Below are 24,653 nucleotides of genomic sequence, written 5' to 3'. Positions count from 1 at the left end.
ATCAGGGGTAGGGGGCATCCATACCGGCTTCCACGTAAATGCGGGCGCGGTATCCGGCCCAGATTTCGGCATAGGTGCCGTTGTGCTGGATTTTGGCAAGCGCGGCATCGAAGGCGTCACACACGGCTTGATCGTGAAATCGGGCCACATACTGGCTTGGCGGCATGATGGGATGGGCTTCAAGCTCCAGCTTTTCGCCGGTGCGGTCAAAATAGCGCTTTTGCGCCAGCCGCAGGATCCAGTTGTCGCCAACGGCGACATCAAAGCGCCCTTTGTACAACAGAGAGATATGCGTGCCCTGATCGCCGGATTCTGTGTAGCGTTTGGCACCGCGCACCGCGTTGCGAAAGTCTTCCCCCAGGTACCGAGTGGCGCCGGAGAAGGAAATCACCGCATAATTGCGCAGCTCTTCAAAGCTCTGAAGTTCGAGATGACGGCTTTTCACCGTCAGGCCGACGTTCTGATGCTCGATATAGCTGCTGGTGGCGCAGCCGGTGTCTGACGCCGTGACATTCTGGGTCAGGATGCCGTCAAGCTGGTGATCCTCGAACGACGAGATCATGCGAATGCGCGGCAATTGTACATATTCGATATCAAAGCCGGTATCCTTGAAAACCGCATTGACCAGATCAACCTCGATCCCTGTTTTTGCGTCCTCATAGATGTAAGGCGGCAGGAAATTGCGTGTGGCGATGCGTAGGGTCGGGCTGCTTTCCTGCTCGGGTTGCGCTGTGGCAGCGCCGGTGGCAGTGGTCGTCAAAGCGCCCGCGATTGCGATCACAGCAAGCAAGGCAGGAAATTTCATCGGCAAAAGCGGCATCAAGGTTGTCTTCCCTAAGGTAACAGAGGCCGCTCTGGCGGGCGCCCGAAACTCAAAACAGGCTGCATCATCGCAGGTCAGGGTAAAAAAAGTACTACCGGATCAATCCAGGAAGTCACCGTCCGCGGAACAAGGCCACAAACGGTAAACTTATCAGTTGTATAAATTTTTTTTTTGGCTGTATTGTCGCTATCTACGACCCCGAGCGTATGAGCACCATGTCCGCCGGATAGGTGATGCGGTATTCATGGTGAATTTCCCAAACCTCGCCGGGTGCCAGCTCCTTCTTCCAGGTAATGACCCCTGCCTTGCTGTCCACATCTTTTGTGGTGGCCTGTGTCGCGCCCTTGAGCAGTTCCACCTTCACGTCCTCATGTGCGGGGACAGGCAGGCGGTCGGTTACCTCAACCACGGCCTTTTTGTCGCGGTTGTTGGTCACACGGTAGACAAGGCGTTCTTCCTCGACATTCTTTTTGCCAAAGAAGCCGGTGTCGCCGTCGCGTGACGGGCTTGTGATGGTCTCAACCTTGATGCCGCTGTCGTTGCCAAACGGCAGTTCGGTCTCCTCGCCAGGCACAAGGTCTGGCCAGCGGCCACGCCCGGCATAGTAACCGTCCCGGCTCAGTTTAGCCGTGATGTTCGACAGCCGAGGCAGGCCCTCCAGAGTAACATCGGCATAGACATAGGCGTTCTCGCCGTCAAAGCGCGGGGTCACACGGCTGACGATGTCCGCCGGCAATTGTACGCTTTCCACCAGAAACTGCTGCGGCGTGCCGTTTGTAGGGATGTCCGCGGGCTTGTTCAGGGTGAAGTTCATGTCATAGGTGGTGGCTGTCTGGCGCGCCATGCTTTTTGATTCCAGCCGTTCCATCTGGCTATCCGCCATCGCGCGCGGTGCGGGGGGAGAGAATTGTGCCGCTGTTTCCACTGGTCGGCGCAGGTCATCCTTGTCATGCACGCGCAGGAATTCTGGGTTCATCACAGGCGCGCCGATGGTCCAGGACGGACGGGCGGTTGAGAGGCTGAGGGCCACATCCTCCCATGCTTCTCCGCTGGACTGGCTGACCTCGGCCATCAGTTTGATGTCGGCCTTTTTTTCGTCGGTCATCAGGTTGGCATCGGTGGATATGCCCCAGCTTGCGCTGCGCACAAGATAATTGACATCAAGGGCATACTTGCCAGCCTTCGGCACATCAATATTGATGACCGCATTATAGGTAATGCCGGGGCGGCCACCCGAGGCAGAGGTTTCCTGCTCCAGCGCTCTTACAAGCTCAGCCTGGCCGGCGCGTTTCGTCTCAAGCGTGTGTTTTTCCGCCATGAGTGCCACGGTCTTGTCGCCAATGAAATCGAGCGCGGTTTGCCAGTCCTTGCCTGAGCCGCCATTTTCACCAAGCCCCTGCAGGTAGGTGAGCCGCATGTCGGTGCTGGCGATGGCATTGTCGGTTTTCGCAAGGGCGTCCCGCGCATCCTGCAGCCGCTTGTTGAGCGCCATCTGGTCTGCTGACGGTTCAGGTGGCAGGTAGGTGGTCGTACTGTGCACGTTTGTCACCCGCGTGCCATCAGCCACCGCGTTGATGCCGTAGCTGGAATCCAGCGACGATGTCAGCCCTGATACGGTGATCCGGTGGTTCCCTGCAGGCAGGTTGATACTGGCCTGCCGGTGCACCAGCGCGCCTCCTGTCTGGTAAACAGTGACAGCCTCAACCGATGCTTTCAGGTCAAAATCGTCAGCATAAACGCCGCTCGTGGCAAAGATTGCGAGAAACGGTAACATCGAGAGTTGCGGTTTCATAATCACCCCATAAAATGATTTCTTGTTCCGGCATGTGGCGCCGACAGGTTCATCCTTCCCCGGCGTTATGCCAAAAGTCTTCTGAACATCAGATGAAGCATGTAATCATGTTGACTTCATGGCGGCGGCGGTGTTGGTCGCTCAGGCAAGCGCCTTGCGCACGCTGGGCATGATACGGCGGCTGACCGGCACCATGTCACCGCTTTTGAGCAAAAGGCTACCCGCGCCGGAGGCATCGCGGTCGAGGCTCGCAATAAAGGCGGTGTTGACAAGGTAGGACCGATGCACCCTGAGAAACGTGCCGGGCAGGGCGCCTTCAAGCTCGGCCAGCGTCGCGCTGTGGAGCTTGCAACTGCCATCGGCGAGCATCAGCTCAACATAGTCACCCGCGCCTTTGCAATAGGCCACATCCTGTGCGGAGACCAGTTCCACCTTGCCCGACGCTGTAACCTTCAGGCTTGTGGGGCTTACGCGTTCCCTGCTTTCATCAAGAATAAGCTGCAGGCGGTCGGCGCGGGCCTGTTCCGCCGCCCGCAGCCGCCGTTCGGCCAGATGCTGGCGTATCTCCTGCGCGAACAGGAAAACAAGCAGCGCGGCAACACAGTAATAGAAATAGATGTCCAGAAACCGGGTGGGTGCAAGTGCAATGATGCAGGAGAAGAGAAACAGCGCGAGCGCATAGGTCTTGGCGTAAACAGCGCGCTGCACAGCAGCAAAACTGGCGATCAGCGCCGCGAAGCACGCCGGCACAAGCAGCGCGAGTGAGGATTTGTTGTCAAAGCCATAAGCGGGCAGGACCAGCATGAGGTAGGTGAGTAATGCGATGAGGCCTACGGTCAGGCGGTGCGCGCTGACAAAACGGAAAAGTACATGCAGGAACAGGCAAACGCCGCCCGCTGTTGCGCACGTCAGGATCAGCACCAGCCGTACGTCATGAAACGGGTAATCATAGGCCCACAGGCCGCGGGAAACCTCTGACAGCAGTTGCCCGGCGGCAAAAAGCGCGGTCAGCGGCACCAGAAAGTCCTGCCAACCCTCGTGGCGGCGAATGGCAAGCACGCCAAAATACAGCGCGCCAAGGATCAACACCCCCAATGGCAGGAAGGCTGGCAAATAGCCCCGCAGGATATCATCGGTGACATGAAGGAAGGGAGCGATGGCAATGAAATGCACGGGCGCAACCAGCGGTATGAACCCGTGTTGGTCGGACAGGGCAATGATGATTTCGTTGTCCCCGGCATGCACCACCGCGCGGTCAAGCGGCATGACCGCATCCATTTTACCCGGAACTTCATCCTCAGGTGACGCCGCAGGCACCCCGTTCATGCCGACTTTGTGACCATTGAGCCATATGGCGCTTGATGCCTTGGCTGATATATACAGGCCAAGCGGCCCCCGGCCGTTGAGCAGACCTTCGCTCACCCGCACCGTACCCTTCAGCCAAACCAGCCTGCCAAAAGTACTGGCAAAATGGCCGTTGACCCGTGTGCACTCAGGCCCGTCAAAGCTTGAAGGCATATCTGAAAGCGCTTTTCCCTCGCACGCAATGATGTTGTCCATCAGCAAGGGGGCATAGTCTTGCGCCTGTACGTTTGGCGCGCAGCACAGCATTAGCAGGCTTATGATTATCGCGGCATTTTTCATGGTCATTGCACTCTATCACCGGTTACCGAAAATCAATACCGCTTACCGGTGCCAGCGTGCCGTCCACCGATAAAGCCATGATTTACCGGAGAAATCGCTCAATTTGAACCCAGTTGACTTTGGGAACTGGAGAAAACGATGAAAAAGACGATCACGACAGCATCACTGGCTTTACTTCTGGGGAATACGGCGCTGGCGGCACCGGGCGAGGAAGCATTCACCTTCGAGGAGAAGGATGGCCAGACGGTCGAGGCATACCGTGGCAGGATCGAGGTGAGGGAAAACCGGCAAAACCCGGATAGCCGCATGATTCCGGTCACCTATGTGCGCTTTCCCGCAACGTCAGATAACGCTGGCCCACCGATTATATATCTGGCTGGCGGGCCAGGCGGCTCAGGCGTGCGGACAGCCAAATACCGCCGCTTTGACATGTTTATGGCGCTCAGGGCATATGGTGACGTTATCGCGCTGGACCAGCGCGGGACTGGCGCCTCCGACATTCTGCCAGAATGTACATCCAGCCGGGCCGTGCCGCCGACAGAGCCTCTCTCGGACGCGGGTTATATTGCGCTGCACCGCGCCGCGTTTGAGGAATGCCTCGCTTTCTGGAAGGCTGAAGGGGTGGACGTCACCGGCTATAACACCGTGGAAAATGCCCGCGATATTGATGCGCTGCGACAGCATCTGGGCGCGGAAAAGGTGGTATTGTGGGGCACAAGTTATGGCAGCCATCTGGCGTTTGCAGCGCTCAAGGAAATGGGAGACCATGTCGAGAAGGTGGTGCTTTCAAGCGCGGAGGGGCTGGACCAGACCATCAAGTTGCCAGCGCGCACGGATAGCTATTTCGACCGCCTGCAGGCAGCCGTGGACAGCCAGCCCGCGGCAAAAGCAGCTTACGGCGACATCAAGGCAATGATGGCCCGTGTGCATGCCAAACTGGATGCGAACCCGGTGTTACTACACGCTAAAATGAAGGATGGCACGGTAAAGGACTATCTGTTCCACAAGCGGGACATGCAACAGCTTGCTTCCTATTTTGTCTCAGACCCATGGTCACAGCAGCGTCTGCTGTCGCTTTATCTGGCGATGGACCACGATGTTATGGCGCCGTTTGAAATGCTGCTTGCGGAATGGTTTGTTCCGGGTGACCCAATCAGGATGGATGCGATGTCAACCATGATGGACGTGGCGTCGGGCATGAGCGACGAACGTCGGGCGCTGGTGAAAGCGCAGGCCAGGGAAGGCCTGCTCGGTGATTGGCTTAACTTTTCCTACCATTATGATGGTGTCGCGCCGAACCTCGACCTTGGCGATGCCTTCCGCACCGGTCCGGTGAGTGATGTGCCGGTGTTGCTGTTCAGCGGTACGCTTGATGGCCGGACCTACCTTGACGGGCAGGTGGAGGCCACGACGGGGTTGGCGAACCTTACCCATGTCACCGTGGTGAATGCAGGCCATAACCTCTTTATGTCGTCGCCAGAGGTGCAAACAGCCATCAATGTCTTCATGGAAGGCAAACCCCAGCCGACATTGACCATCACCAATGACCTGATGGACCTGTCGCCACGCCAATAGTCAGCGGGTGAGGCAAAAGGGCGCGCGATATGCCGCGCCCTTTGACTTTACTCCGCCGCCTGCCGCTTGAGCACAGGAGCCAGATACTGACCAGTGTAGCTGCGCGGAGACGTAGCGACCTCTTCCGGGGTGCCCGTGGCTACAATCTCGCCGCCGCCGTCGCCGCCCTCGGGGCCAAGGTCGATAATCCAGTCTGCTGTTTTTATAACCTCAAGGTTATGTTCGATAACAACGACTGTATTCCCCTGGTCTACAAGGGCTTGCAGCACCTCCATCAGCTTGCGTACATCCTCAAAATGCAGGCCCGTTGTGGGCTCATCAAGAATATAAAGCGTTTTGCCGGTGGACCGTTTTGACAGCTCCTTCGCGAGTTTCACGCGCTGGGCCTCGCCACCGGAAAGTGTGGTGGCTTGCTGGCCGACCCGAATGTAACTCAGTCCCACTTTTTCCAACATCTCAAGTTTGTTGCGGATCGCGGGCACGGCCTTGAAAAACTCAACGCCATCCTCAACTGTCATATCAAGAACATCTGATATCGATTTGTCTTTAAAGCGAATTTCTAATGTTTCACGGTTGTAGCGTTTGCCCTTGCACTGGTCACATTGCACATAGACATCCGGCAGGAAGTGCATCTCGATCTTGATCATGCCGTCACCTTTGCAGGCTTCGCAGCGGCCGCCTTTCACGTTGAAGGAGAAGCGGCCCGGCTTGTAACCGCGTGCTTGCGCCTCGGGCAGGCCTGCGAACCAGTCGCGGATCGGGCCAAAAGCCCCGGTGTAGGTTGCGGGGTTGGAGCGCGGCGTCCTGCCAATCGGGCTTTGGTCGATATCGACAATCTTGTCCAGATGTTCAAGGCCCTCGATGGTCTCGTGGGCGCCGGGGGTAACGCGCCCGCCGTTCAGATGCTTTGTCACAGCCTTATAAAGCGTCTCAATGGTGAAGGTGGACTTGCCAGACCCTGAAACGCCGGTGATGCAGGTCAGGGTACCCAGCGGCACCGAGCCGCTGACGGACTTCAGGTTGTTGGCGGTCGCGCCCTTCACGGTCAGGAACTTGCCCTTGTGGCCCGGCCTGCGGTCCGCGGGGATGGGCACGGCGCGTTTACCGGTGAGATACTGGCCGGTCAGGCTTTTGTCGCACGCCATGATCTTGTCTGGCGTGCCTTCTGATACAATCATGCCGCCGTGTTCACCAGCGCCTGGCCCCATGTCGATGACATAGTCCGCGGTGCGGATGGCATCTTCGTCGTGTTCGACCACCAGCACCGTGTTGCCGATATCGCGCAGGTTCTTGAGCGTTTCCAGAAGCCGGTCATTGTCACGCTGGTGCAGGCCGATGGAAGGTTCGTCCAGCACATAAAGCACGCCGGTAAGACCGGACCCAATTTGGGAGGCCAGACGAATGCGCTGGCTTTCGCCGCCAGAAAGTGTTCCAGAAGAACGGCTTAAGGTAAGATAATTAAGCCCTACATTAACAAGGAAGCCCAGCCGTTCCTGAATTTCCTTCAATACTTTTTCAGCAATGGCCTGCTGTTTTTCGCTCAGATGCTTCGGCAACTCGGTGAACCAGTTATAGGCACCCAGCACCGACAGGTCGGTGATCATGCCGATGTCATGCTCCGCGATCTTGACCGCCAATGCCTCCGGTTTCAGGCGTTTGCCCTCGCACGCGGTGCAGGTGGTGGACGCCTGGTATTTCGACAGTTCGTCCCGCATCCAGTTGCTGTCGGTCTCGCGCCAGCGGCGTTCGATGTTTTTCAGCACACCTTCAAACGGTTTATTGACCTCAAAGCGGCGTTTGCCATCAGCATAGACGATGGTGACCGTTTTGTTGCCAGTACCATAGAGGAAAGCGTGTTTGGCTTCCTGTGGCACGTCCTTCCATTTGGTATCGATCGAGATGCCAAAATGTTTGGCGACGGCGTCAAGCGCCTGAAAATAGAAGGGTGACGGGTTGTTGGCCTTGTTGGCCCACGGTGCCAGTGCCCCCTGGCGGATGGTCTTGCTGGTGTCCGGCACGGCCAGTTCGGGGTCAAAATACAGCTTTTTACCAAGGCCATCGCAGGTGGGGCAGGCGCCAAACGGATTGTTGAAGGAAAAGAGGCGTGGTTCGATCTCTTCAATCGTGAAGCCAGAGACGGGGCAGGCGAACTTGGCCGACATCAGGTGGCGCTTGCCGTCATCCTCGCCCTTGACCGCTTCTTCAACCACCAACAGGCCGTCCGCCAGTTCCAGCGCTGTTTCCACGCTATCGGCAAGGCGTTGTTCGAGCCCTTGCTTGAGCACAAGGCGGTCAACCACTACATCGATATCGTGTTTGTATTTTTTATCCAGCGTCGGGGCTTCTTCGATCAGATAAAAGTCACCATCCACCTTCACGCGTTGGAAACCGCGCTTCTGCAGTTCGGCCAGTTCCTTTTTATATTCGCCCTTGCGGCCGCGCACGATGGGCGCCATGACATACAGCCGTGTGCCTTCCCCCAGCAGCATGATGCGGTCCACCATCTGGCTGACCGTCTGGCTTTCAATCGGCAGGCCGGTGGCGGGCGAGTAGGGGATGCCGACACGCGCCCACAAAAGCCGCATATAGTCGTATATCTCGGTCACTGTGCCCACGGTCGAGCGCGGGTTCTTCGATGTGGTCTTCTGCTCGATGGAGATCGCAGGGGAGAGACCTTCGATATGGTCCACATCCGGCTTTTGCATCAGTTCAAGGAACTGACGCGCGTAGGCTGAGAGGCTCTCCACATAGCGGCGTTGCCCTTCGGCATAGATGGTATCAAATGCCAGCGATGATTTGCCGGAGCCCGACAGCCCGGTGATCACAACAAGCTTGTCGCGCGGGATATCCACATTGACGGATTTGAGGTTATGTTCCCGGGCACCGCGAACGGAAATCTCTGTGAGCATGGCTGTCTCTCAAAACGCTGATCGTAAAAAATATATTGGCTTATACGCCATCAAGTGGCCTTTGGCTCATGATGTGTCAAGCTGCTTGACAATAATGTGCATTTGAGAACAAATAAAGAACAAATTGAGCAAGGAGACTATCATGGTGAAATCAAACACGGATTTGCGCACCGGTGGCTGCCTGTGCGGGCATGTGCGCTATGAGATCAACATGGAAGGCAGCCGCACGGGCAACTGCCATTGCAGGGATTGCCAGAAAAACGGTGGTGGGCCGTTTATGACATTCACCACGCCCCAGACCGGGCATCTGAGGTGGATTTCGGAGCCGGAGGGCAGGGCGCAGGCGAGCGATTATGCCATGCGCCGGTTTTGCGTGCGCTGTGGCACCCCGATGACGTGGGAACATTTGAGCAAGGATGACATGGCGGTCAGCACTGGCACGCTGGATGACCCGGTGGATGTGACGATACTTTATGAGATTTATACCACAAGCCGCTGGGCCGGTATTCCCGCCATTCCCGGCATCAGACAATACCCGCGGGGCACGGCAAGCGACTAGGCGCTGTTCTCCTGCTCCCACTCGGAGGTGTCGATCCCGAGCTTTTTCATGCGCTCGTGCCAGCGGCGGCGCGCCAGCTTCTGCATGTCCGTTTCGGTGTCCAGTTCATCGGTAATTTCAAGTCCCACAAGCGTTTCCACCACGTCCTCCAACGTCAGCAAGCCCCGCGTGGCACCATATTCATCCACCACCAGCATGATGTGGCTGCGGTCGCGCATCAGGCGGTCGTAAGCATGGGACGCCGTTATCGTATCGGGGATCGCAGGCAGATCACGGCGGAACTCCGCCAGGGTGCGGGAAAACTGGTCCCGCGCCTGTGCAATGAAAAGATCCTGCTTGAGCACATAACCGGTGATTTCGTCGGTATTTTCCTCATAAACAGGAATGCGGGAGAAGGGGTTGTCTGCGTGGTCGGCAAAAAAATCCTCAACCGTTCGGCTTTCGGGCTGCACAAATATCACCGCACGCGGCGACATGATATCCTTGACCTGGAACCGGTGCAGCCGCATGAGGTTACGCACGATCTTCAGTTCTTTTTCGTCCAGCAAGCCTTCTTCGGCACCAATCTGGGCCATGGCGGTCATCTCGTCCCGGCTGAAGGTGAAGGCGTGAATGTCTCTGCGGGCGATAAGCCGGGTCAGTTTCTCGGACATCCACACAAGCGGATAAAGCGCGCGCATGACCCACAAAAGCGAAATGGCGACATAAGGCGCGAGGCCCTGCCAGAAGGTGGCGCCCAGTGTTTTGGGAATAATCTCCGAGAGAATCAGGATCAGAAGCGTCAGCACGGCCGATGTCACCGCGATATACTGGCTGCCAAAGACCTGTGCCGCCTGCGCGCCAACACCGGCGGCCCCCACCGTGTGGGCAATGGTGTTGAGGATAAGGATGGCGGCCAGCGGCCGGTCAAGATTTTCACGCAACTGCCGGAGCGCCTTGGCGCCCTTGCGGCGTTTTTTCTCAAGCGCTGTGACATAGGCGGGGCGCACAGATAACAGCACCGCCTCCGCCACCGAGCATAGGAAAGACACGCAGATCGCGAGCAACAGATAAAATATCAAAAGTAGCATGACGTTATACTAGCCGCAGACTGTGGCAGAGGGAAGATGAGTCATGGGCAAGTCGGCCCGAGCTTGGAACCTGTCGATTATTTGCCCGCAAGGATAGCGACGTGCTGCGCCAGTTTCTCGAGCGTTTGTCCACCATACTCGACCGCGCCAAAGGCCATCTTCTCTTCACGTTGTTCCCTGGAGGGGTGCATCTGGCGGAGCGTGAGCACGGTTTTGCCGTTCGGTTGCTCGTCGAAGGTAACGAGCATTTTGAATTTGCCAGGGTCGTTTTCCTCATCGGCACCGTGCTCGACCTCAATAAGGGCGGGAGCCTCGATGCGGAGGAAAACCATCCGGTTCCCATAGCAGGTGCCATCTGGGGCGATCATGTCAAATCGCCACATGCCACCGGCCCTGAGGTCGATCTCTTTGGTTTTTATCGCAAAGCCTTCGGGGCCAAACCACTGTTGTATCTGCCCGGGGCCTGTCCAGGCACCATAGACCAGGCTGCGCGGCGCGTTGATGACCCGGCTAATGACAATTTCACGGTCGAGTGGCCACTCCCGCCAAGGGGAATCATGGTTTTTGGATTTGTCGCTCATGGCCTTATGTCTCTCTTTTCATGGTTTCAATATGAGCTTCCATACGGTCAAGGCGTTCTTCCCAAGTGGTGATATGCTGCTGAAGCCACGCTTTGGTCGCCTGAAGAGCGTGTGTTTCGACCTTGCAGGTTCGAATGCGGCCAACTTTCACGGAGCTGATCAGTCCGCTCTCCTCCAGAACGCGGACATGTTTGAGGAGAGACGGCAGAGCTATGTCGAACGGGTCGGAAAGCTCGCTGACGGACTTCGGCCCCTCACACAGTCGACTGATGATCGCACGCCTTGTCGGGTCGGCAAGGCTCGCGAATGCACTATCGAGATTTGTCATATAGTTAGCCATGTGGGAAAGTATTGACTGAGCCACAGTGTTCGTCAAGCGAAAACTTTCACAAGTGGCTAACTATTATTGATCCACAACGGGTTCATAGAGCCCGTCAAACCAGGGCTGCCATTCTTTTTTCTCGGCATCATACTGCTCGAAAAACTGGCGCACGCTACCGTCATCGTTAGGTGTCCATGTGCCACGGAAGGGTGCCGTTGCCCCGCTCGTATAATACCATATGGTGCCCTCCATCACCATGGAGCCATCGCTGAGGCCGCCTTCAATATCAAGCGAATAGGCACCGCCGGAGACCCACAACTGCCGCCATTTTTTTGTGATGGGGTTATAATAATTGACGCTTTTTCCGGTGCTGCCGCCTTGGCCATTCCAACTTTCATAAAGTGCGCAGTCGCCTTCAATCTTGGTAATCGAGTTGTTGCCCGCGTATTTGCCATTGGCCCGGCCCGAAACCTTCCATTCCCCCACCCAGAAGTCGAAACCCTTGAAAGCTTCGTCGGTTTTGCAGGGCGACGGTGGGGGAGCGGCTTGTTGTGCGGGGGCAGGCACCGAGTTGAATGTGATGGCAAAGAAGGCAGCAAGTGCAGTTTTCAGCATGTTTGATCCCCTGACGTGATGACCCCCGATACACTGCGCGAAAACAACCGCGGGCCTGACCTTAGCGTAGAACCAAACAGCTATGTAAAGCGTTGCGACAAGGCGGCGCGTCGCTGCGGTGAAGCGCAGATTTTCATGTTGTCTTGCCAGGCCTGCCACCACATGATAGCATTTAGAACAAACAAGGAACATATAATTTTGAACGCGTGGGGTGTGCTTTAGGTTTGAAGCCCTCGCACGCTTGGTCTATGGTCGCGAACGCAGAGCGCCGGTGTATGAGTTTGGCGCTGACAGAAGATTAAGAAGGGGGCTTTGATGGCCGGTAGCGTAAACAAGGTAATTTTGGTGGGCAATCTGGGGCGCGACCCTGAGGTGCGGACGATGAATGACGGTTCACCGGTGGTGAATCTCTCGCTCGCGACATCAGAGACATGGCGTGATCGCCAGTCGGGTGAGCGCAAGGAACGCACCGAATGGCACCGCGTCGTTATCTTTAACGAAAATCTTGCCAAGGTTGCCCAGCAATACCTTAAAAAGGGTTCGACCATTTACATCGAAGGCCAGCTCCAGACCCGCAAATGGACCGACCAGCAAGGTGTCGAGAAATACTCCACCGAGGTGGTGCTACAGCGTTTCCGCGGCGAATTGACCATGCTGGGCGGCCGGGGCGATAGCCAGGGCGGCGGCTTTGGTGACAATAACCAGTCAGGCTATGGTGACGATTATGGCAGCAGCCAGGGCGGCGGCTTTGGTGGTGGACAACAAGCCGGTGGCCAACAGGGTGGTCGCGGCGGTAGCCAACAAGGTGGCGGTTTTGGTGGCGGCGCCGAGCTGGATGATGAGATCCCGTTCTGATCCCATCAGAATATTAATTGGATACAGAGAGCCCGGACTGTGCCTTCAGCACTTCCGGGCTGTTTGTTTTCGTGCCGGGAAGCTGCCGCTTTTTATCCCTCAGGCTCATGGTGGGCCCAGGAAGGCGACCCGTGGCAATTGGCTGCCCCTCAACTGAAACCCTAATACTAATATTCATATTCTCGCCCGAGGCGATGCTTCCGATTGCGGCCGTACAGCTTTGATAGCTCAGTTGAGGCGCTCTATCTGCTGCCTTTTGCTGCCAAGCATATAAAGAAAACAGAAAAAATAGAGGCCAATAACGATGGCTCCGACCCACTCTATCTCGAGAAATTCACCGCTGAAGGCAAGTGTCAGCAAGGCGAGAACAGAAAAGTTTCCGATAAAATATTTCACCCTGCCAAAGCGTTCGACCGTCAGGTTCAGATTGTCGGTATAGAGCCGAACAAGGGAATCAAGCGAATTGACCACAAAGGTAATGCCGACAAATATCATCGTCCAGTTAATGAGGCCCGCAGTACTCAGTTCATTGAGGTAATAATAGTATAGGATGCTGAACCAGAGCGCGATGGGAATGGATGGCACCACCACCATGGCCAGAAATACCTGATAGGTTGGCAGGCCACCGACAAAGCGGGCCGTAAATTGGCCGATCATGATGCTCCAGGCAAACCACCAGAAGAGATAAAACTCATGATAGTCGTTAATTGGCAGCACAAAATGGTCGAGGTTGGCGAAATAGCCGCCGATAAGCCCAAGGGTGGCAACATACTCGCCCGCTGGCAGGTGGTGCACAACAAAAGCCATGACCCACAAAAGTACGATCAGCGCCAGAAACAGCAATGAGCTGGAAAGGCTCAGGATACGTACATATTTGAGGTCGGTGCTGGAATAAACGGCCAGCGCAATAACGCTGAACACAATGCCGGTGAAGATGATGTTTGACACGTTGCTGGCAGCCAGCACAGGGATATACCAAGGCAGGTTTGCCAGCAACAGATAGGCTGTGAAGGCGCAGGTGCCAATGATCACCGCATTATTGAGGAATTTGACGAGTTTCAGCTCAAAAAAGCGCACCCTCGGTTCAAGAATGCAGAAGTAAAAACAAGTCAGGAAATAGAAGCCCCAGATCATAAATCCCCAAAAGCCAAACTCAAGCGCCAGAGGGTTGGTGAAGGAGTATTCAGGGTTCTTGACGATATCGGCATAAACCGGAAATTCGGTTAAGGGAAACATGATCAACCCGACATCCAGTCCTGATGTAAACAGGATGGCGACGAAGGTGAAAGGGTGCATGGGGTAAGGCCCTTCACAAGGCGTCCGGCCCCACTTCACAAGCACAAAGGCGATGGACAGGAAAGTGAAAATGATGCCCGCACTTAACCAGAAGGTCATCATGTCCTCTCCTGTGTTTCGTTGTTGTGGTCCGGTGTGATTGGGCGCTCCCGTTTGTTTCGCCTGTATGATTACCGCGTTGGTGTATTTGGCCGCTGGCTGGTTTTATACGTAGCTTCGTCAAACGTGGGCTGGTTATCAGGTGCGAGCGGTGTATGCCCTAAAATAAGGTCTGCTACACGCTCCGCCACCATGATTGTCGGGGCATTCAGGTTGCCGTTGGTGATGGTGGGGAAAACCGAGGAATCGACTATCCTCAGCCCCTCAAGGCCATGGACCTTTGCCTCGGGGTCGACAACGGCCATGTCGTCGGTGCCCATCTTGCAACTGCAGGACGGATGATAGGCGCTTTCAACTGCCTGGCGCACAAAAGCGTCAATTTCTCCGTCGCTGGTGACGGCGGTTCCGGGCTGGATTTCCTCCCCGCGATAGCTGTCGAACACTGGCTGGTTGATGATCTCCCGCGTTAGCCGTACGCAGGCGCGAAATCCCTCAACATCGTCTGTATGGGTGAGATAGTTGAACCGGATGCCCGGCGCTTCACAGGGGTTTGCGCTTCTGGCGCGCACGTGGCCGCGACTTTTGGGTTTGTTATGCCCGACATGGACCTGAAACCCGTGGCCACTGAAGGGTGATTTGCCATCATAGCGGATGGCGGCGGGCAGGAAGTGATACTGCATGTCCGGCCATTTGATGCCGGGTTTTGAGCGGATAAATCCGCAGGATTCGAAGTGATTGGTGGCACCCAGCCCTTTTTTTGTGAGAAACCAGCGCGCGCCGATCAGGCCCTTGTGGAACCAGTCCAGCTGCCCATTCAGGGTGATAGGCTGCCTGCATTTGAACTGGAAATAAAACTCCAAATGGTCCTGCAGGTTTTCACCAACGCCGGGCAGTTCATGTTTTACCTCAATGCCCGCCGCCTTCAGGGTGTCTGCGGGGCCAATGCCGGACAGTTGCATGATATGCGGTGTTCCGATAGGGCCGGCGGAGAGGATCACCTCCCGACGGGATGAGGCGCCACGGACGATGCCATTTTGCGTATAGGTGATCCCTGTTGCGCGGCCCCCCTCCAATATAAGCTTTTCCACCCTGACCCCGGTTCGCACCGTCAGGTTGGGCCGTGCCAGGGCCGGGCGCAGATAGGCGTTGCTCGTTGACCAGCGCACCCCGTCCTTTATGGTCATATGCATGGGCCCAAACCCCTCCTGCTGGAAGGCGTTATAATCGGGTGTCTCAAGATACCCGGCTTCCACGCCTGCCTTGATGAAAGCACGGTAGAGCGGGTTTTTCATGTTATTGCCATTGTTGGTGGCCAATGGACCATCACCGCCGCGATAATCATCCGCGCCAAACGCCCAACTTTCGGCTTTCTTGAAATAGGGCAGACAGTGAGCGTAATCCCATCCGTGGGCACCCTGTTCGGCCCATTCATCGAAGTCGCGGGCATGGCCGCGGACATACACCATGCCGTTAATTGATGATGAACCGCCCAGCACCTTGCCGCGTGGGCAATGCATCTCGCGGCCATCCAGCCCGGATTCCGGCTCGGTATGGAATTGCCACGCGTATTTCTCCGTGTTCATCGGGATGGACAGGGCCGTCGGCATCTGGATGAAGATGCTTCGGTCCGAGCCGCCGGCTTCCAACAACAGCACGCTATGTGCACCGCTTGCCGTTAGCCGGTTTGCCAGCACACACCCGGCCGAACCCGCGCCGACGATGACGAAATCAAACTCATCTTTCATCAAAAGGGGCTTTCGATCGGCTGCATACCGACATAGACGGCCTTTATTTGTGTATAGTGCTTGAGCGTTTCCACCCCATTTTCCCGGCCAATGCCGGATTGTTTGAAGCCACCCACCGGCATCTCGGCGGGAGAGGCGCCATAAGCATTGATCCAGCAAATGCCTGCCTCAAGCTGGTGAACCACACGGTGCGCCCGGCGGATATCTTTGGTGTAAACGCCAGCGGCAAGCCCATACCTGGTGTTGTTGGCGCGGGCGATGACCTCGTCCTCTCCGTCGAACGGCAGGACAGCCATCACCGGCCCAAAGATTTCTTCCTGCGTGATGATCATATCATCGGTACAGTCGGCAAAGATGGTGGGGGCAACGTAAAAGCCGCCTTCCACTCCCTTGGGGGCAAGCGCATGACCGCCGGAGACAAGCCGCGCGCCCTCGGACTTCCCTTTTTCTATATAGTCCAGAACCAGTGCGTAATGCGTTTTTGAGATCAGCGCACCCAGGTTGGTTGCCGGGTCCATCGGATTGCCGACCGTTATATTGGCCTCTGTCCGGGCTTTTGCGCGACCGAGGAAGGCATCATAGAGCGGGCGTTCGACAAAAACGCGGGTACCATTTGTACACACTTCACCCTGAGTGTAGAAATTGGCCACCAGTGCGGCAGATACGGCTTCGTCCAAGTCACTGTCAGCAAAGATGATGAGCGGCGATTTGCCGCCAAGTTCCATCGTGACGTCCTTGAGCGTGGTCGCGGCCGCCGCCATGACCTTTTTGCCCGTTGCCACCTCGCCAGTGAAGGACACCTTGGCAATACGGGTATCGTGAGTGAGCCATGCACCAACTTCCGCGGCGCCCAGCACCACGTTAAAAACGCCGGGCGGCATCCCGGCCTCGATGAAAATCTCCGCCAGCTTGAGCGCGCCGAGCGGTGTCTCCTCCGACGGTTTGAAAATCATCGTGTTGCCGCAGGCAAGGGCAGGGGCGGCTTTCCAGCACGCGATCTGCAACGGGTAGTTCCAAGCGCCGATTCCGGCACAGATACCCAGCGGTTCGCGGCGCGTATAATAAAAATCTCCGCCAAGATCTTGCTGGTTGCCTTCCAGTGACGCTGCGAGTCCGGCAAAAAACTCGATGGAATCGGCGCCGGTGGTGATGTCCACGCTGGATGCTTCCTGCCACGGTTTGCCAGTGTCGAGAACTTCAATCCGCGCGAGGTCGTCATTGCGCTCGCGCAGCAAGGCAACAGCTTTCAGGAGAATACGTCCGCGCTTGGCCGCTGGCATCGCGGACCAGACCTTGAAGCCCGCCTGTGCCGCGTTGACAGCGGCTTCAAGCACGCTTTCGTCGGCAATCTCTATCCGGTATATGGCTTCGCCCGTCCCCGGATTCACGACCGCCAGGGTTTCGCCGCCACCATTGGCGAGATACCGGCCGCCGATAAAACTTTTATAACAGGTCTCAGTCATTACTTTCTTTCATCTACCCCATGAGGGCCGCGAATGGCGGGGTGGTCAATCACTTTAGGGCACTAGAGGGGAAATGTTTAACTTGAATGACGGTTCAATAAAAACATTACCTTGAAAGCCGTTGCCATTTTTCTGGCACTTGTATGCCTTACACTTCTATCCCATGTTTGAAATATACCAGAAAAAACAAGAGGGAAGCGACATGAGAATCGGTTTGGCGCTTGGTGGCGGAGCAGGGCTTGGCTGGGCTCACATCGGTGTGGTGCGTGTGCTCGAAGAAGCTGGCATCGACCCTGATATCATCACAGGCACCAGTATTGGCTCGATTGTTGGCGCATGCGTGGCAGCGGATATCCTCGATGAGCTTGAGGAAATCGCGCGCGAAGTAAAGATCCGCGATATGCTTGCAATGAGCGAATTCGGCTTCAAGCAAGGCGGGCTGATTGGGGTCCGCAAGATCGAGAGACGCCTGCGCGAGCATTTTGGTGTCATGACGATTGAGGAGATGCCAAAACCCTTCGCGGCAATTGCGGCAGACCTTATCAGCGGGGAGCGAATCGTCTTCGACAAGGGCGACGTGACGACTGCGCTGATGGCGTCGTCTGCGGTGCCGGGTGTTCTGCCGCCGGTGGCCACAAACCGGATGCTGCTGGCCGACGGCGGGCTGATTGACCCGATCCCCGTTTCAGCGGCGCGTGACCTGGGGGCGGATTTCATCATTGCGGTAGATCTGCAGGGGGATTACGCTCAGCGCGCGGTCAAACGCGGCTTTGAGCCCGATAACGACCGGGCAGGGCGGGCACCGATGCGCACGGCACGCCTTGGCATTGCGCTGCTGTTGCGCTCTCTCTCCCGCGTGAGGCTGGAAGCTGACAAGCCCGACCATATAATCGCGCCTGCCATCGGCCATATCGACGTGATGGATTTCCGCAAGGCCAATGAACTGATTGCCCTTGGCCGCCTTGCCACGGAAGCGGTACTGCATGACATACTGGCTGGTCTTGAAGCACGTGGCTATGCGGTTGCCGCGTCCTGACAGCGGTATAAATGCAAGCTCTCCCTTGGGCCGCCGTTTTGGACGGCCTTTTTAAATTGTCACTGTCATATTGACTCTTTTCAATCACTGTATATATACAGTTAGTAACAGTGTATATACAGTGAGACCAAACACCGAATGAACTTCATTCTTTCACAGACCGACAGACGGCCGATGTATGTCCAGATCATGGATCATATGCGGCAGAAAATCAGCGTCGGCGACTGGATGGCGGGGCATCAACTGCCATCCATTCGTGAGCTTGCGGTTTCGCTCAGGGTCAGTGTGATCACCGTCAAGCGCGCGTATCTGGAGCTTGAGCGCGAAGGAGTGATCGAAGTTCAGCATGGCAAGGGGACCTTTGTTGCGGACCGGCAAGACGATACGCCGGAAGCATCCCCGATCAAGGCGCTGGAACGCCACCTTGATGAGGCGGCCACAAGTGCAAAACATCTTGGCCTGGCAGAGGATACATTCCTTCACGAGGCCAAAAGGGCTTGGACACGACAAAAAGAAGAGACCGAGACATGACAGCAGCAATCCTCAAGGGGGTAGAAAAACACTACCCGCACTTTTCCCTTCAGGGAATCGACATGAGCCTGCCGGTGGGTGAAATCATGGGGCTTATTGGCCCCAATGGCGCTGGCAAATCGACCACAATCCGCATTCTCATGGGCCTTGTTCATCAAGACGCGGGCGACGTCCGGGTTTTTGGCCACACCATGCCCGATGAACAGGTGAAAGCCAAAACACAGATCGGCTATGTGTCTGAAGATATGCGCCTTTATGGTCATGCAAGCCTTGGCTGGCATATGGGCTTTATCGCATCTATCTACCCGGGCTGGGACCAGCGCTATGCCGAGGAACTGCTGCGCAGATTTGACCTGAAGTCAGAGCAGAAGATCAAGGGCATGTCCCATGGCCAACGCGTGAAAGCATCCCTTCTGCTGGTGCTTGCGCGCGCACCACGCCTGCTGATTCTTGATGAGCCGACCACGGGTCTTGACCCTGTCGCGCGGCAGGAAGTGCTAGCCGCTCTGATGGACGCGCTCAGGGATGAGGAACGCACCATTCTGTTCTCAAGCCACAACACGCAGGATGTGGAACAACTGTCGGACAGCATAACCTTCATCGACCGCGGGCAGGTGATTGCCTCCCGCGACAAGGAGAGCTTCCTTGACAGCTGGCGCCGTATTCGCCTTGAGGTGCCTGACGGTATAAAACTGCCAGTGGTCGCGGGCGTTGAGACAGTACGGGCAAGCGGCCATATCTCCGTGGTCACCACAAGCAATTATTCGGATGACAACGCAAAGGCGTATGAGGCTGGCGGGGCACGGGTAACGGCGGTTGAACATATGACACTTGAGGAAATTTTCCTTTCCAATGTCTCGGCAAGCCGGGGGAGGGAACTGCAATGAACAGCTTCATGATCAAAAAACTGGTCGCCAAGGACTGGTATTTCAACCGCTACATTATGGTGGCCTATCTGGTTGGCGGTTTTGTCGCCATGGCGGTGATGTTCTCTGGCGGCCAGTCCATGTACACGGTGGGGTCAATCCTGCTCGTAACCGCAATCATCTCGTTGGCTTGCCATCTGGTGATGGGAACCGTCGTGCAGGAACGTAAAATGCAGACCCTGCCTTTTATCATGAGCCTGCCGGTATCGGTCACGGATTATACCGTGGCAAAACTGGTCGCTAACCTGTCAGTGTATCTGTTGCCCTGGAGTTTACTGTCAGGCTTTCTTATCACGATCATGAGTTCTTCCATCATCGGGTCAGGCGGGGCGGTGCCTATTTTTACCCTGATGCTGGTGTGGATGTTTATCACCTACATGATCATGCTGGCGGCGGCGCTGATCTCGGAGTCAGAAGGCTGGACCGTTTTGGCCATGGTGGTCTGCAACACCGCATTCACCTTCGTTTTCATGGGCCTGAACGCAATTGAAGGTGTGGGCGGGGAGTTGATCAACCAGCCCGATGTTGTGTGGACTGATGCAGCGCTGTTGGTGCTGGCAGGAGAGGTTCTGCTTATTGCCGCCATTCTTGGCCTGATTTTTTACTGTCAGCGCCGCAAAACAGACTTTCTGTGAGGAATACAGACGGGGGCACAGAAAAAGCCCGGAGGCAAACGCTTCCGGGCTTTCTTGTTATCGGTTGATTTCGCGGCTGATGACAATGCGCTGGATATCCGACGTGCCTTCGTAGATCTGGCACACGCGCACATCGCGATAAATCTTTTCAACCGGATATTCCGCCAGATAACCATAACCACCAAGCGTCTGGATCGCGGCGGAACAAATTTTCTCAGCCGTTTCGCTGGCAAAGAGTTTCGCCATGCAGGCTTCCTTGAGGCATGGTTCGCCCGCATCTTTCATGGCTGCGGCATTCAACACCATCAGTTCCGCCGCCTTGAGTTCGGTTGCCATATCGGCAAGGCGGAAACCCACAGCCTGATGGTCAATAATCGCCTTGCCAAAGGCTTCACGTTCCTGCGCGTAAGCGAGCGCATATTCATATGCGGCGCGCGCCATGCCAACGCTTTGGGCGGCAATGCCGATGCGGCCGGTCTCAAGGTTCGATAGCGCCACTTTATAACCCGCGCCTTCTGCCCCCAACAGGCAGTCGGTTGGTACTTCCATGTCGACAAAGGCGATCTGGCAGGTGTCCGACGACTTCTGGCCCAGCTTGTGTTCAAGCCCTGCAACCGTATAGCCTGGCGTGTCTGTCGGCACGAGGAACGCAGATATGCCGCGCTTGCCTGCGCTTGGGTCGGTGACAGCAAAGACAATTGCCGCGCCACCGATTTTGCCCGAGGTGATGAACTGCTTGGTACCATTGAGGACCCAGCCTGAATTGGTGCGTTCAGCTTTGGTCTTGAGCATGGACGCGTCAGAGCCCGCTTGTGGTTCCGTCAGGCAAAAAGCGCCGATCATCTCACCGCGCGCGAGGGGGCGCAGGTAGTTTTCCTTCTGCGCATCGCTACCGTTGGCGAGCACAGCGGCACATACCGGAGCGTTGTTGACGCTCATCAGGGTCGAGAGACCACCGTCCCCTGCTGCGATTTCCATCAACGCCAGCGCGTAGGAGACATAATCAGTCTCGGCGCCGTCCCATTCTTCGGGCACTGTCATGCCCATCAGGCCCAGTTCGCCCATTTCGCGCAGGAAAGCAGCCGGGATTTCGCCGGCCTTTTCCCACTCGCGCGCATTGGGGGCAATACGGTCCTGCGCGAAGGAGCGGGCCATATCCCGCACCATGCGTTGCTCTTCTGTGAGGATCATGTCGTGCTCCGGCCTTACACAAGCTCGATGGCGACAGCGGTTGCCTCACCACCACCGATGCACAGGCTGGCCACACCGCGTTTGAGGCCACGTTTCTTGAGTGCGTTGATAAGTGTCACGCAGATGCGCGCACCGGACGCGCCAATCGGATGGCCAAGGGCACAGGCGCCGCCGTTGACGTTTACCTTGTCGTGGTCAAGCGCCAGTTCGTGGATCGCGGCCATGGCAACCACGGCAAAGGCTTCGTTTACTTCAAAAAGGTCAACGTCACCCACGCTCCAACCGGCTTTATCAAGCACATTCTGGATAGCTTTCACTGGTGCTGTGGTGAACCATTCTGGCGCCTGGGCGTGGTCAGCGTGGGCCCTCAGAACCGCAAGCGGCGTCAGGCCACGTTCCTTGGCTTCGCTTTGGCGCATCATCACAAGGGCTGCTGCCCCGTCAGAGATGGAGCTGGCATTCGCTGCGGTGACCGTGCCGTCCTTCTTGAAGGCGGGGCGCAGGCCGGGAATTTTGTCCAGCCGGGCTTTTGGTGGCTGTTCGTCGGTTGATACTTCCACATCACCGCGGCGGGATTTTACCGTGACGGGCACCACTTCATCGTCAAAGGAGCCATCCTCGATCGCGCGTTGCGCGCGCTTGAGTGATTCAATGGCATAGGCGTCCTGCGCGTCGCGGGTGAACTGGTACCGTTCGGCACATAGTTCAGCGAACACGCCCATTGGTTCACCAGCATACGCATCGGTCAGGCCGTCAAGCGCCATATGGTCAAGCACCTGTGCGTTGCCATATTTCACGCCGGTCCGGCCGCTTGGCAGCAGGTGCGGTGCAAGGGACATGCTTTCCATGCCGCCCGCCACAACAACCTTACGAGACCCGGCCACAAGGCTGTCATGCGCCTGCATCATTGCCTGCATGCCAGAGCCACACATTTTGTTAACCGTCACAGCGCCGGTGCCGTCGGGGATGCCAGCTTTGCGGCTGGCCTGGCGGGCAGGGGCCTGGCCTTGGCCCGCGGGCAGCACGCAGCCCATCACTGTTTCGTTGACGGTGTCTGCTTCGATGCCCGCGCTTTTGAGTGCCCCGCGGATCGCAATCGCGCCAAGTTCGGACGCTGGAACGGTAGACAGGTCGCCAAGCAACCCACCCATGGGCGTGCGGGCCATACCGACAATAACGATTGGATCCTGTGACATTGGGGCTCTCCTTCTGATCTTTAAGGCCGTGCGCTGTTGCCGCGTGCCTGTCGAATTCTGCTTCGAAACTTGGGTCGAATTTTGATTGCCGACACTTTGCCAAAAAACAATTATTTCGCAAGTGCAAAATAAATTGATGGAATTGACTGTGCACTGCACCGTGTTTATATGTGCGGGCGACTGCCAGAGTGGCGGAAACAAGGGAGAGCAGGTATGACGCGGATCGGGTTTTATGTTTTCGCCGGGCTGGTGCTGGGCGCGATCATCGGCAAATGGCTGCCTTTTGTCGCCAGTCTTGAGGCACTTGCGGGTGGTATTGTCGGCGGCATTCTCGGCGTGATTGTCGACAAGGTCTCGGCGAACCGCCCTAAATAACCTGGCTATTCAGCAGCCTGGGGCGCGGTCGGTGCCTCGGGTTCTTCCGTACCATGCGTTATTTTTCCTTGCCGCGCGAGCCATTCGGCGCGGATCATATCGCTTGTCTTGCGGCTGCCGTCCGGTGTCCAGCCCGGTGGCGCCAGCAGATACAGGGCGCGGTGTTTCCATGATCTCGCGCGCCAGATATCCCTGAAGATACCGACCCACTCGTGCGTGGCAACACGAAGCGGGTTAAAGGTGCCAAGGTCGCGCACAAGGCCATACCGGCAGGGTTCATCCTTGTCTTCGGGGATGAAGGAGCCGAACATCCTGTCCCAGATAATAAATACACCAGCATAGTTGGCATCCAGATACTTGGGGTTGTTGGCATGGTGTACCCGGTGGTGGCTTGGGGTGTTCATCACGGCTTCAAACCAGCGCGGCATACGGCCAATGGCTTCGGTATGAATCCAGAACTGGTAGATCAGGTTGAGGGCCGCAACAAAAAATACGATCGCCGGTTCGATGCCCAAAAGGAACAGAGGAACCTTGAACAGGAAACCCGGGGTGAACTGGCCCGTCCACGTCTGCCTTAGTGCGGTTGTCAGGTTATAATGCTGGCTTGAGTGATGGATCACATGGGCCGCCCACATCCAGCGCATGCGGTGCCCGAAGCGATGGACCCAATAGTAGGCAAAGTCATCCAGCGCGAAGGCGAGCACAAAAACCCAAACACCGGCACCAAGGTCGAAAATGCGGAAGTTTTCCCAAATCCAGTAACTGAGCACAAAAAAGAGGCCTGCCGTCAACGCACCGGAGACGGTGCTGCCAAGCCCCATGGTCAAGGAGGTGAGGGCGTCCTTGCCTTCAAATTTCGCACGTCCCGTGCGCCAGCCGTAGATCATCTCCACCAGTACAAAAAGCACAAAAGCAGGCACTGCCAGTTCTGTGGGTTTGGCAAGTTCAAGCGGCATGGTGCATATCCTTTGTCGGCCCAGACGTGGCGACGGTGTTTACAAGGTCCTGCACCTTGGGCAACACCTCGGTGCCGTACGCCAGTTTGATGGCGGGCTGGGTATAATCATCGAAGTGGATGACAAGCTTGCCATGGCTGATATCGGCGCGCTTGATATCCTGGCCCGTAATCACGCGGCAAACCACACGGTCGCCCAGTTGCACGGTTAGCCCCAGCGCGTTGGCTGGCGCCTGAAGCTGAATGAGGGCGGCTTTGCAGTCTTCGGTCAGATATATCTCGCTGATTTTTGCGTCGGGTTCATACCGCTGCAGGTTCCGCGTGACCTTGCCGTCATCAAGCGGCGCTTTCACGGGGAACATGCGCATGGCGATAAAAGCCAACAGTAAAATGGCTGCAAGCGAGCCTAAAACCTGTACTGGATCCATAATAATCTTCCCTTATGCATTATAGAGGCGCG

Annotated in this window: 23 protein-coding genes; 8 read left to right on the top strand and 15 right to left on the bottom strand. The window is 56.6% G+C overall.

Annotation, left to right across the window (positions count from 1 at the left end):
- Position 1 precedes the first annotated feature (1 nt).
- From OEU85_RS12440 to OEU85_RS12430, 3 genes are all read right to left on the bottom strand, one after another.
- On the bottom strand, positions 2-820 hold the full coding sequence (locus OEU85_RS12440; RefSeq protein WP_262691831.1) for a substrate-binding periplasmic protein: 819 nt from the start codon (positions 818-820) through the stop codon (positions 2-4).
- Between the two features lie 193 nt (positions 821-1,013).
- Positions 1,014-2,615 carry a DUF4139 domain-containing protein gene (locus OEU85_RS12435; protein ID WP_262691802.1) on the bottom strand — a complete coding sequence of 534 codons (1,602 nt, stop codon included), beginning with the start codon at positions 2,613-2,615 and terminating at the stop codon, positions 1,014-1,016.
- A 141-nt stretch (positions 2,616-2,756) separates the two neighbouring features.
- Positions 2,757-4,265 (bottom strand): LytTR family DNA-binding domain-containing protein, encoded by a 1,509-nt coding sequence (locus tag OEU85_RS12430; protein WP_262691801.1) that lies wholly within the window; start codon positions 4,263-4,265, stop codon positions 2,757-2,759.
- 132 nt (positions 4,266-4,397) lie between these two features.
- Here OEU85_RS12430 and OEU85_RS12425 point away from each other — a divergent pair, with 132 nt between their 5' ends.
- Positions 4,398-5,834, top strand: a complete 1,437-nt coding sequence (locus tag OEU85_RS12425; RefSeq protein WP_262691800.1) for an alpha/beta hydrolase — start codon at positions 4,398-4,400, stop codon at positions 5,832-5,834.
- 47 nt (positions 5,835-5,881) lie between these two features.
- On the opposite strand, the gene uvrA is transcribed toward OEU85_RS12425, so the two are convergent.
- Complete coding sequence (gene uvrA, locus OEU85_RS12420; protein WP_262691799.1) at positions 5,882-8,743, bottom strand: excinuclease ABC subunit UvrA; 2,862 nt, start codon at positions 8,741-8,743, stop codon at positions 5,882-5,884.
- A gap of 142 nt (positions 8,744-8,885) precedes the next feature.
- Between uvrA and OEU85_RS12415 the strand changes: the two genes are divergently transcribed.
- The gene (locus tag OEU85_RS12415) at positions 8,886-9,302 is read left to right on the top strand and encodes a GFA family protein (RefSeq protein WP_262691798.1); all 417 of its coding nucleotides are present in this window, start codon (positions 8,886-8,888) and stop codon (positions 9,300-9,302) included.
- On the opposite strand, the gene OEU85_RS12410 is transcribed toward OEU85_RS12415, so the two are convergent.
- The 4 genes from OEU85_RS12410 to OEU85_RS12395 form a co-directional block, all read right to left on the bottom strand.
- Positions 9,299-10,372, bottom strand: a complete 1,074-nt coding sequence (locus tag OEU85_RS12410; protein ID WP_262691797.1) for a CNNM domain-containing protein — start codon at positions 10,370-10,372, stop codon at positions 9,299-9,301. The genes OEU85_RS12415 and OEU85_RS12410 overlap by 4 nt on opposite strands.
- 77 nt (positions 10,373-10,449) lie before the next feature.
- Entirely contained in the window at positions 10,450-10,953 is a 504-nt protein-coding gene (locus tag OEU85_RS12405; RefSeq protein ID WP_262691796.1) for an SRPBCC family protein, read from the bottom strand.
- Positions 10,954-10,957: 4 nt separating this feature from the next.
- Positions 10,958-11,281 (bottom strand): ArsR/SmtB family transcription factor, encoded by a 324-nt coding sequence (locus tag OEU85_RS12400; protein WP_262691795.1) that lies wholly within the window; start codon positions 11,279-11,281, stop codon positions 10,958-10,960.
- 75 nt (positions 11,282-11,356) lie between these two features.
- On the bottom strand, positions 11,357-11,890 hold the full coding sequence (locus OEU85_RS12395) for a hypothetical protein (RefSeq protein WP_262691794.1): 534 nt from the start codon (positions 11,888-11,890) through the stop codon (positions 11,357-11,359).
- A gap of 315 nt (positions 11,891-12,205) precedes the next feature.
- Between OEU85_RS12395 and ssb the strand changes: the two genes are divergently transcribed.
- Entirely contained in the window at positions 12,206-12,745 is a 540-nt protein-coding gene (gene ssb, locus OEU85_RS12390; RefSeq protein WP_317277426.1) for a single-stranded DNA-binding protein, read from the top strand.
- A gap of 228 nt (positions 12,746-12,973) precedes the next feature.
- Here the strand turns inward: ssb and OEU85_RS12385 are convergent, their stop codons facing one another.
- From OEU85_RS12385 to betB, 3 genes are all read right to left on the bottom strand, one after another.
- A complete protein-coding gene (locus OEU85_RS12385; protein WP_394805421.1) occupies positions 12,974-14,140 on the bottom strand; it encodes a BCCT family transporter in 1,167 nt (388 codons plus the stop codon).
- Positions 14,141-14,211: 71 nt separating this feature from the next.
- Positions 14,212-15,885: a choline dehydrogenase gene (betA, locus tag OEU85_RS12380; RefSeq protein ID WP_262691791.1), complete on the bottom strand. Its 1,674-nt coding sequence runs from the start codon at positions 15,883-15,885 to the stop codon at positions 14,212-14,214.
- Positions 15,885-17,348: a betaine-aldehyde dehydrogenase gene (gene betB, locus OEU85_RS12375; RefSeq protein ID WP_262691790.1), complete on the bottom strand. Its 1,464-nt coding sequence runs from the start codon at positions 17,346-17,348 to the stop codon at positions 15,885-15,887. Before betB ends, betA begins: the two co-directional genes overlap by 1 nt.
- A 202-nt stretch (positions 17,349-17,550) precedes the next feature.
- Here betB and OEU85_RS12370 point away from each other — a divergent pair, with 202 nt between their 5' ends.
- From OEU85_RS12370 to OEU85_RS12355, 4 genes are all read left to right on the top strand, one after another.
- On the top strand, positions 17,551-18,384 hold the full coding sequence (locus tag OEU85_RS12370; RefSeq protein ID WP_262691789.1) for a patatin-like phospholipase family protein: 834 nt from the start codon (positions 17,551-17,553) through the stop codon (positions 18,382-18,384).
- Between the two features lie 138 nt (positions 18,385-18,522).
- Positions 18,523-18,915, top strand: a complete 393-nt coding sequence (locus OEU85_RS12365) for a GntR family transcriptional regulator (protein ID WP_262691788.1) — start codon at positions 18,523-18,525, stop codon at positions 18,913-18,915.
- Positions 18,912-19,802, top strand: coding sequence for an ABC transporter ATP-binding protein (locus OEU85_RS12360; protein ID WP_262691787.1), 891 nt, complete (start codon positions 18,912-18,914; stop codon positions 19,800-19,802). The genes OEU85_RS12365 and OEU85_RS12360 overlap by 4 nt, the downstream gene beginning before the upstream one ends.
- Positions 19,799-20,476 (top strand): hypothetical protein, encoded by a 678-nt coding sequence (locus OEU85_RS12355; RefSeq protein WP_262691786.1) that lies wholly within the window; start codon positions 19,799-19,801, stop codon positions 20,474-20,476. Before OEU85_RS12360 ends, OEU85_RS12355 begins: the two co-directional genes overlap by 4 nt.
- 57 nt (positions 20,477-20,533) lie before the next feature.
- Here OEU85_RS12355 and OEU85_RS12350 read toward each other — a convergent pair whose 3' ends face one another.
- Together OEU85_RS12350 and OEU85_RS12345 are read right to left on the bottom strand one after the other, a co-directional pair.
- Complete coding sequence (locus OEU85_RS12350; RefSeq protein ID WP_262691785.1) at positions 20,534-21,667, bottom strand: acyl-CoA dehydrogenase family protein; 1,134 nt, start codon at positions 21,665-21,667, stop codon at positions 20,534-20,536.
- 14 nt (positions 21,668-21,681) lie between these two features.
- A complete protein-coding gene (locus tag OEU85_RS12345) occupies positions 21,682-22,863 on the bottom strand; it encodes an acetyl-CoA C-acyltransferase (RefSeq protein ID WP_262691783.1) in 1,182 nt (393 codons plus the stop codon).
- 213 nt (positions 22,864-23,076) lie between these two features.
- On the opposite strand from OEU85_RS12345, the gene OEU85_RS12340 reads away from it, so the two are divergent.
- Complete coding sequence (locus OEU85_RS12340; RefSeq protein WP_262691782.1) at positions 23,077-23,238, top strand: hypothetical protein; 162 nt, start codon at positions 23,077-23,079, stop codon at positions 23,236-23,238.
- Positions 23,239-23,243: 5 nt separating this feature from the next.
- Here the strand turns inward: OEU85_RS12340 and OEU85_RS12335 are convergent, their stop codons facing one another.
- Together OEU85_RS12335 and OEU85_RS12330 are read right to left on the bottom strand one after the other, a co-directional pair.
- Entirely contained in the window at positions 23,244-24,194 is a 951-nt protein-coding gene (locus tag OEU85_RS12335; protein WP_262691781.1) for a sterol desaturase family protein, read from the bottom strand.
- Complete coding sequence (locus OEU85_RS12330) at positions 24,184-24,621, bottom strand: hypothetical protein (protein WP_262691780.1); 438 nt, start codon at positions 24,619-24,621, stop codon at positions 24,184-24,186. The genes OEU85_RS12335 and OEU85_RS12330 overlap by 11 nt, the downstream gene beginning before the upstream one ends.
- Between the last annotated feature and the right edge of the window lie 32 nt (positions 24,622-24,653).

Origin of the sequence: Kordiimonas aestuarii, assembly GCF_025574465.1 — a bacterium.
Classification (GTDB): Bacteria; Pseudomonadota; Alphaproteobacteria; order Sphingomonadales; family Kordiimonadaceae; genus Kordiimonas; species Kordiimonas aestuarii.
The sequence above is the reverse complement of the archived record's forward strand: the minus strand, read 5'-3'. Positions and strand labels throughout refer to the sequence as shown.

Excerpts from the sequence above, each read along its gene's own strand:
- OEU85_RS12440 (WP_262691831.1), bottom strand. The coding sequence starts at position 820 with ATGCCGCTTTTGCCGATGAAATTTCCTGCCTTGCTTGCTGTGATCGCA.
- OEU85_RS12435 (WP_262691802.1), bottom strand. The coding sequence starts at position 2,615 with ATGAAACCGCAACTCTCGATGTTACCGTTTCTCGCAATCTTTGCCACG.
- OEU85_RS12430 (WP_262691801.1), bottom strand. The coding sequence starts at position 4,265 with ATGACCATGAAAAATGCCGCGATAATCATAAGCCTGCTAATGCTGTGC.
- OEU85_RS12425 (WP_262691800.1), top strand. The coding sequence starts at position 4,398 with ATGAAAAAGACGATCACGACAGCATCACTGGCTTTACTTCTGGGGAAT.
- uvrA (WP_262691799.1), bottom strand. The coding sequence starts at position 8,743 with ATGCTCACAGAGATTTCCGTTCGCGGTGCCCGGGAACATAACCTCAAA.
- OEU85_RS12415 (WP_262691798.1), top strand. The coding sequence starts at position 8,886 with ATGGTGAAATCAAACACGGATTTGCGCACCGGTGGCTGCCTGTGCGGG.
- OEU85_RS12410 (WP_262691797.1), bottom strand. The coding sequence starts at position 10,372 with ATGCTACTTTTGATATTTTATCTGTTGCTCGCGATCTGCGTGTCTTTC.
- OEU85_RS12405 (WP_262691796.1), bottom strand. The coding sequence starts at position 10,953 with ATGAGCGACAAATCCAAAAACCATGATTCCCCTTGGCGGGAGTGGCCA.
- OEU85_RS12400 (WP_262691795.1), bottom strand. The coding sequence starts at position 11,281 with ATGACAAATCTCGATAGTGCATTCGCGAGCCTTGCCGACCCGACAAGG.
- OEU85_RS12395 (WP_262691794.1), bottom strand. The coding sequence starts at position 11,890 with ATGCTGAAAACTGCACTTGCTGCCTTCTTTGCCATCACATTCAACTCG.
- ssb (WP_317277426.1), top strand. The coding sequence starts at position 12,206 with ATGGCCGGTAGCGTAAACAAGGTAATTTTGGTGGGCAATCTGGGGCGC.
- OEU85_RS12385 (WP_394805421.1), bottom strand. The coding sequence starts at position 14,140 with ATGACCTTCTGGTTAAGTGCGGGCATCATTTTCACTTTCCTGTCCATC.
- betA (WP_262691791.1), bottom strand. The coding sequence starts at position 15,885 with ATGAAAGATGAGTTTGATTTCGTCATCGTCGGCGCGGGTTCGGCCGGG.
- betB (WP_262691790.1), bottom strand. The coding sequence starts at position 17,348 with ATGACTGAGACCTGTTATAAAAGTTTTATCGGCGGCCGGTATCTCGCC.
- OEU85_RS12370 (WP_262691789.1), top strand. The coding sequence starts at position 17,551 with ATGAGAATCGGTTTGGCGCTTGGTGGCGGAGCAGGGCTTGGCTGGGCT.
- OEU85_RS12365 (WP_262691788.1), top strand. The coding sequence starts at position 18,523 with ATGAACTTCATTCTTTCACAGACCGACAGACGGCCGATGTATGTCCAG.
- OEU85_RS12360 (WP_262691787.1), top strand. The coding sequence starts at position 18,912 with ATGACAGCAGCAATCCTCAAGGGGGTAGAAAAACACTACCCGCACTTT.
- OEU85_RS12355 (WP_262691786.1), top strand. The coding sequence starts at position 19,799 with ATGAACAGCTTCATGATCAAAAAACTGGTCGCCAAGGACTGGTATTTC.
- OEU85_RS12350 (WP_262691785.1), bottom strand. The coding sequence starts at position 21,667 with ATGATCCTCACAGAAGAGCAACGCATGGTGCGGGATATGGCCCGCTCC.
- OEU85_RS12345 (WP_262691783.1), bottom strand. The coding sequence starts at position 22,863 with ATGTCACAGGATCCAATCGTTATTGTCGGTATGGCCCGCACGCCCATG.
- OEU85_RS12340 (WP_262691782.1), top strand. The coding sequence starts at position 23,077 with ATGACGCGGATCGGGTTTTATGTTTTCGCCGGGCTGGTGCTGGGCGCG.
- OEU85_RS12335 (WP_262691781.1), bottom strand. The coding sequence starts at position 24,194 with ATGCCGCTTGAACTTGCCAAACCCACAGAACTGGCAGTGCCTGCTTTT.
- OEU85_RS12330 (WP_262691780.1), bottom strand. The coding sequence starts at position 24,621 with ATGGATCCAGTACAGGTTTTAGGCTCGCTTGCAGCCATTTTACTGTTG.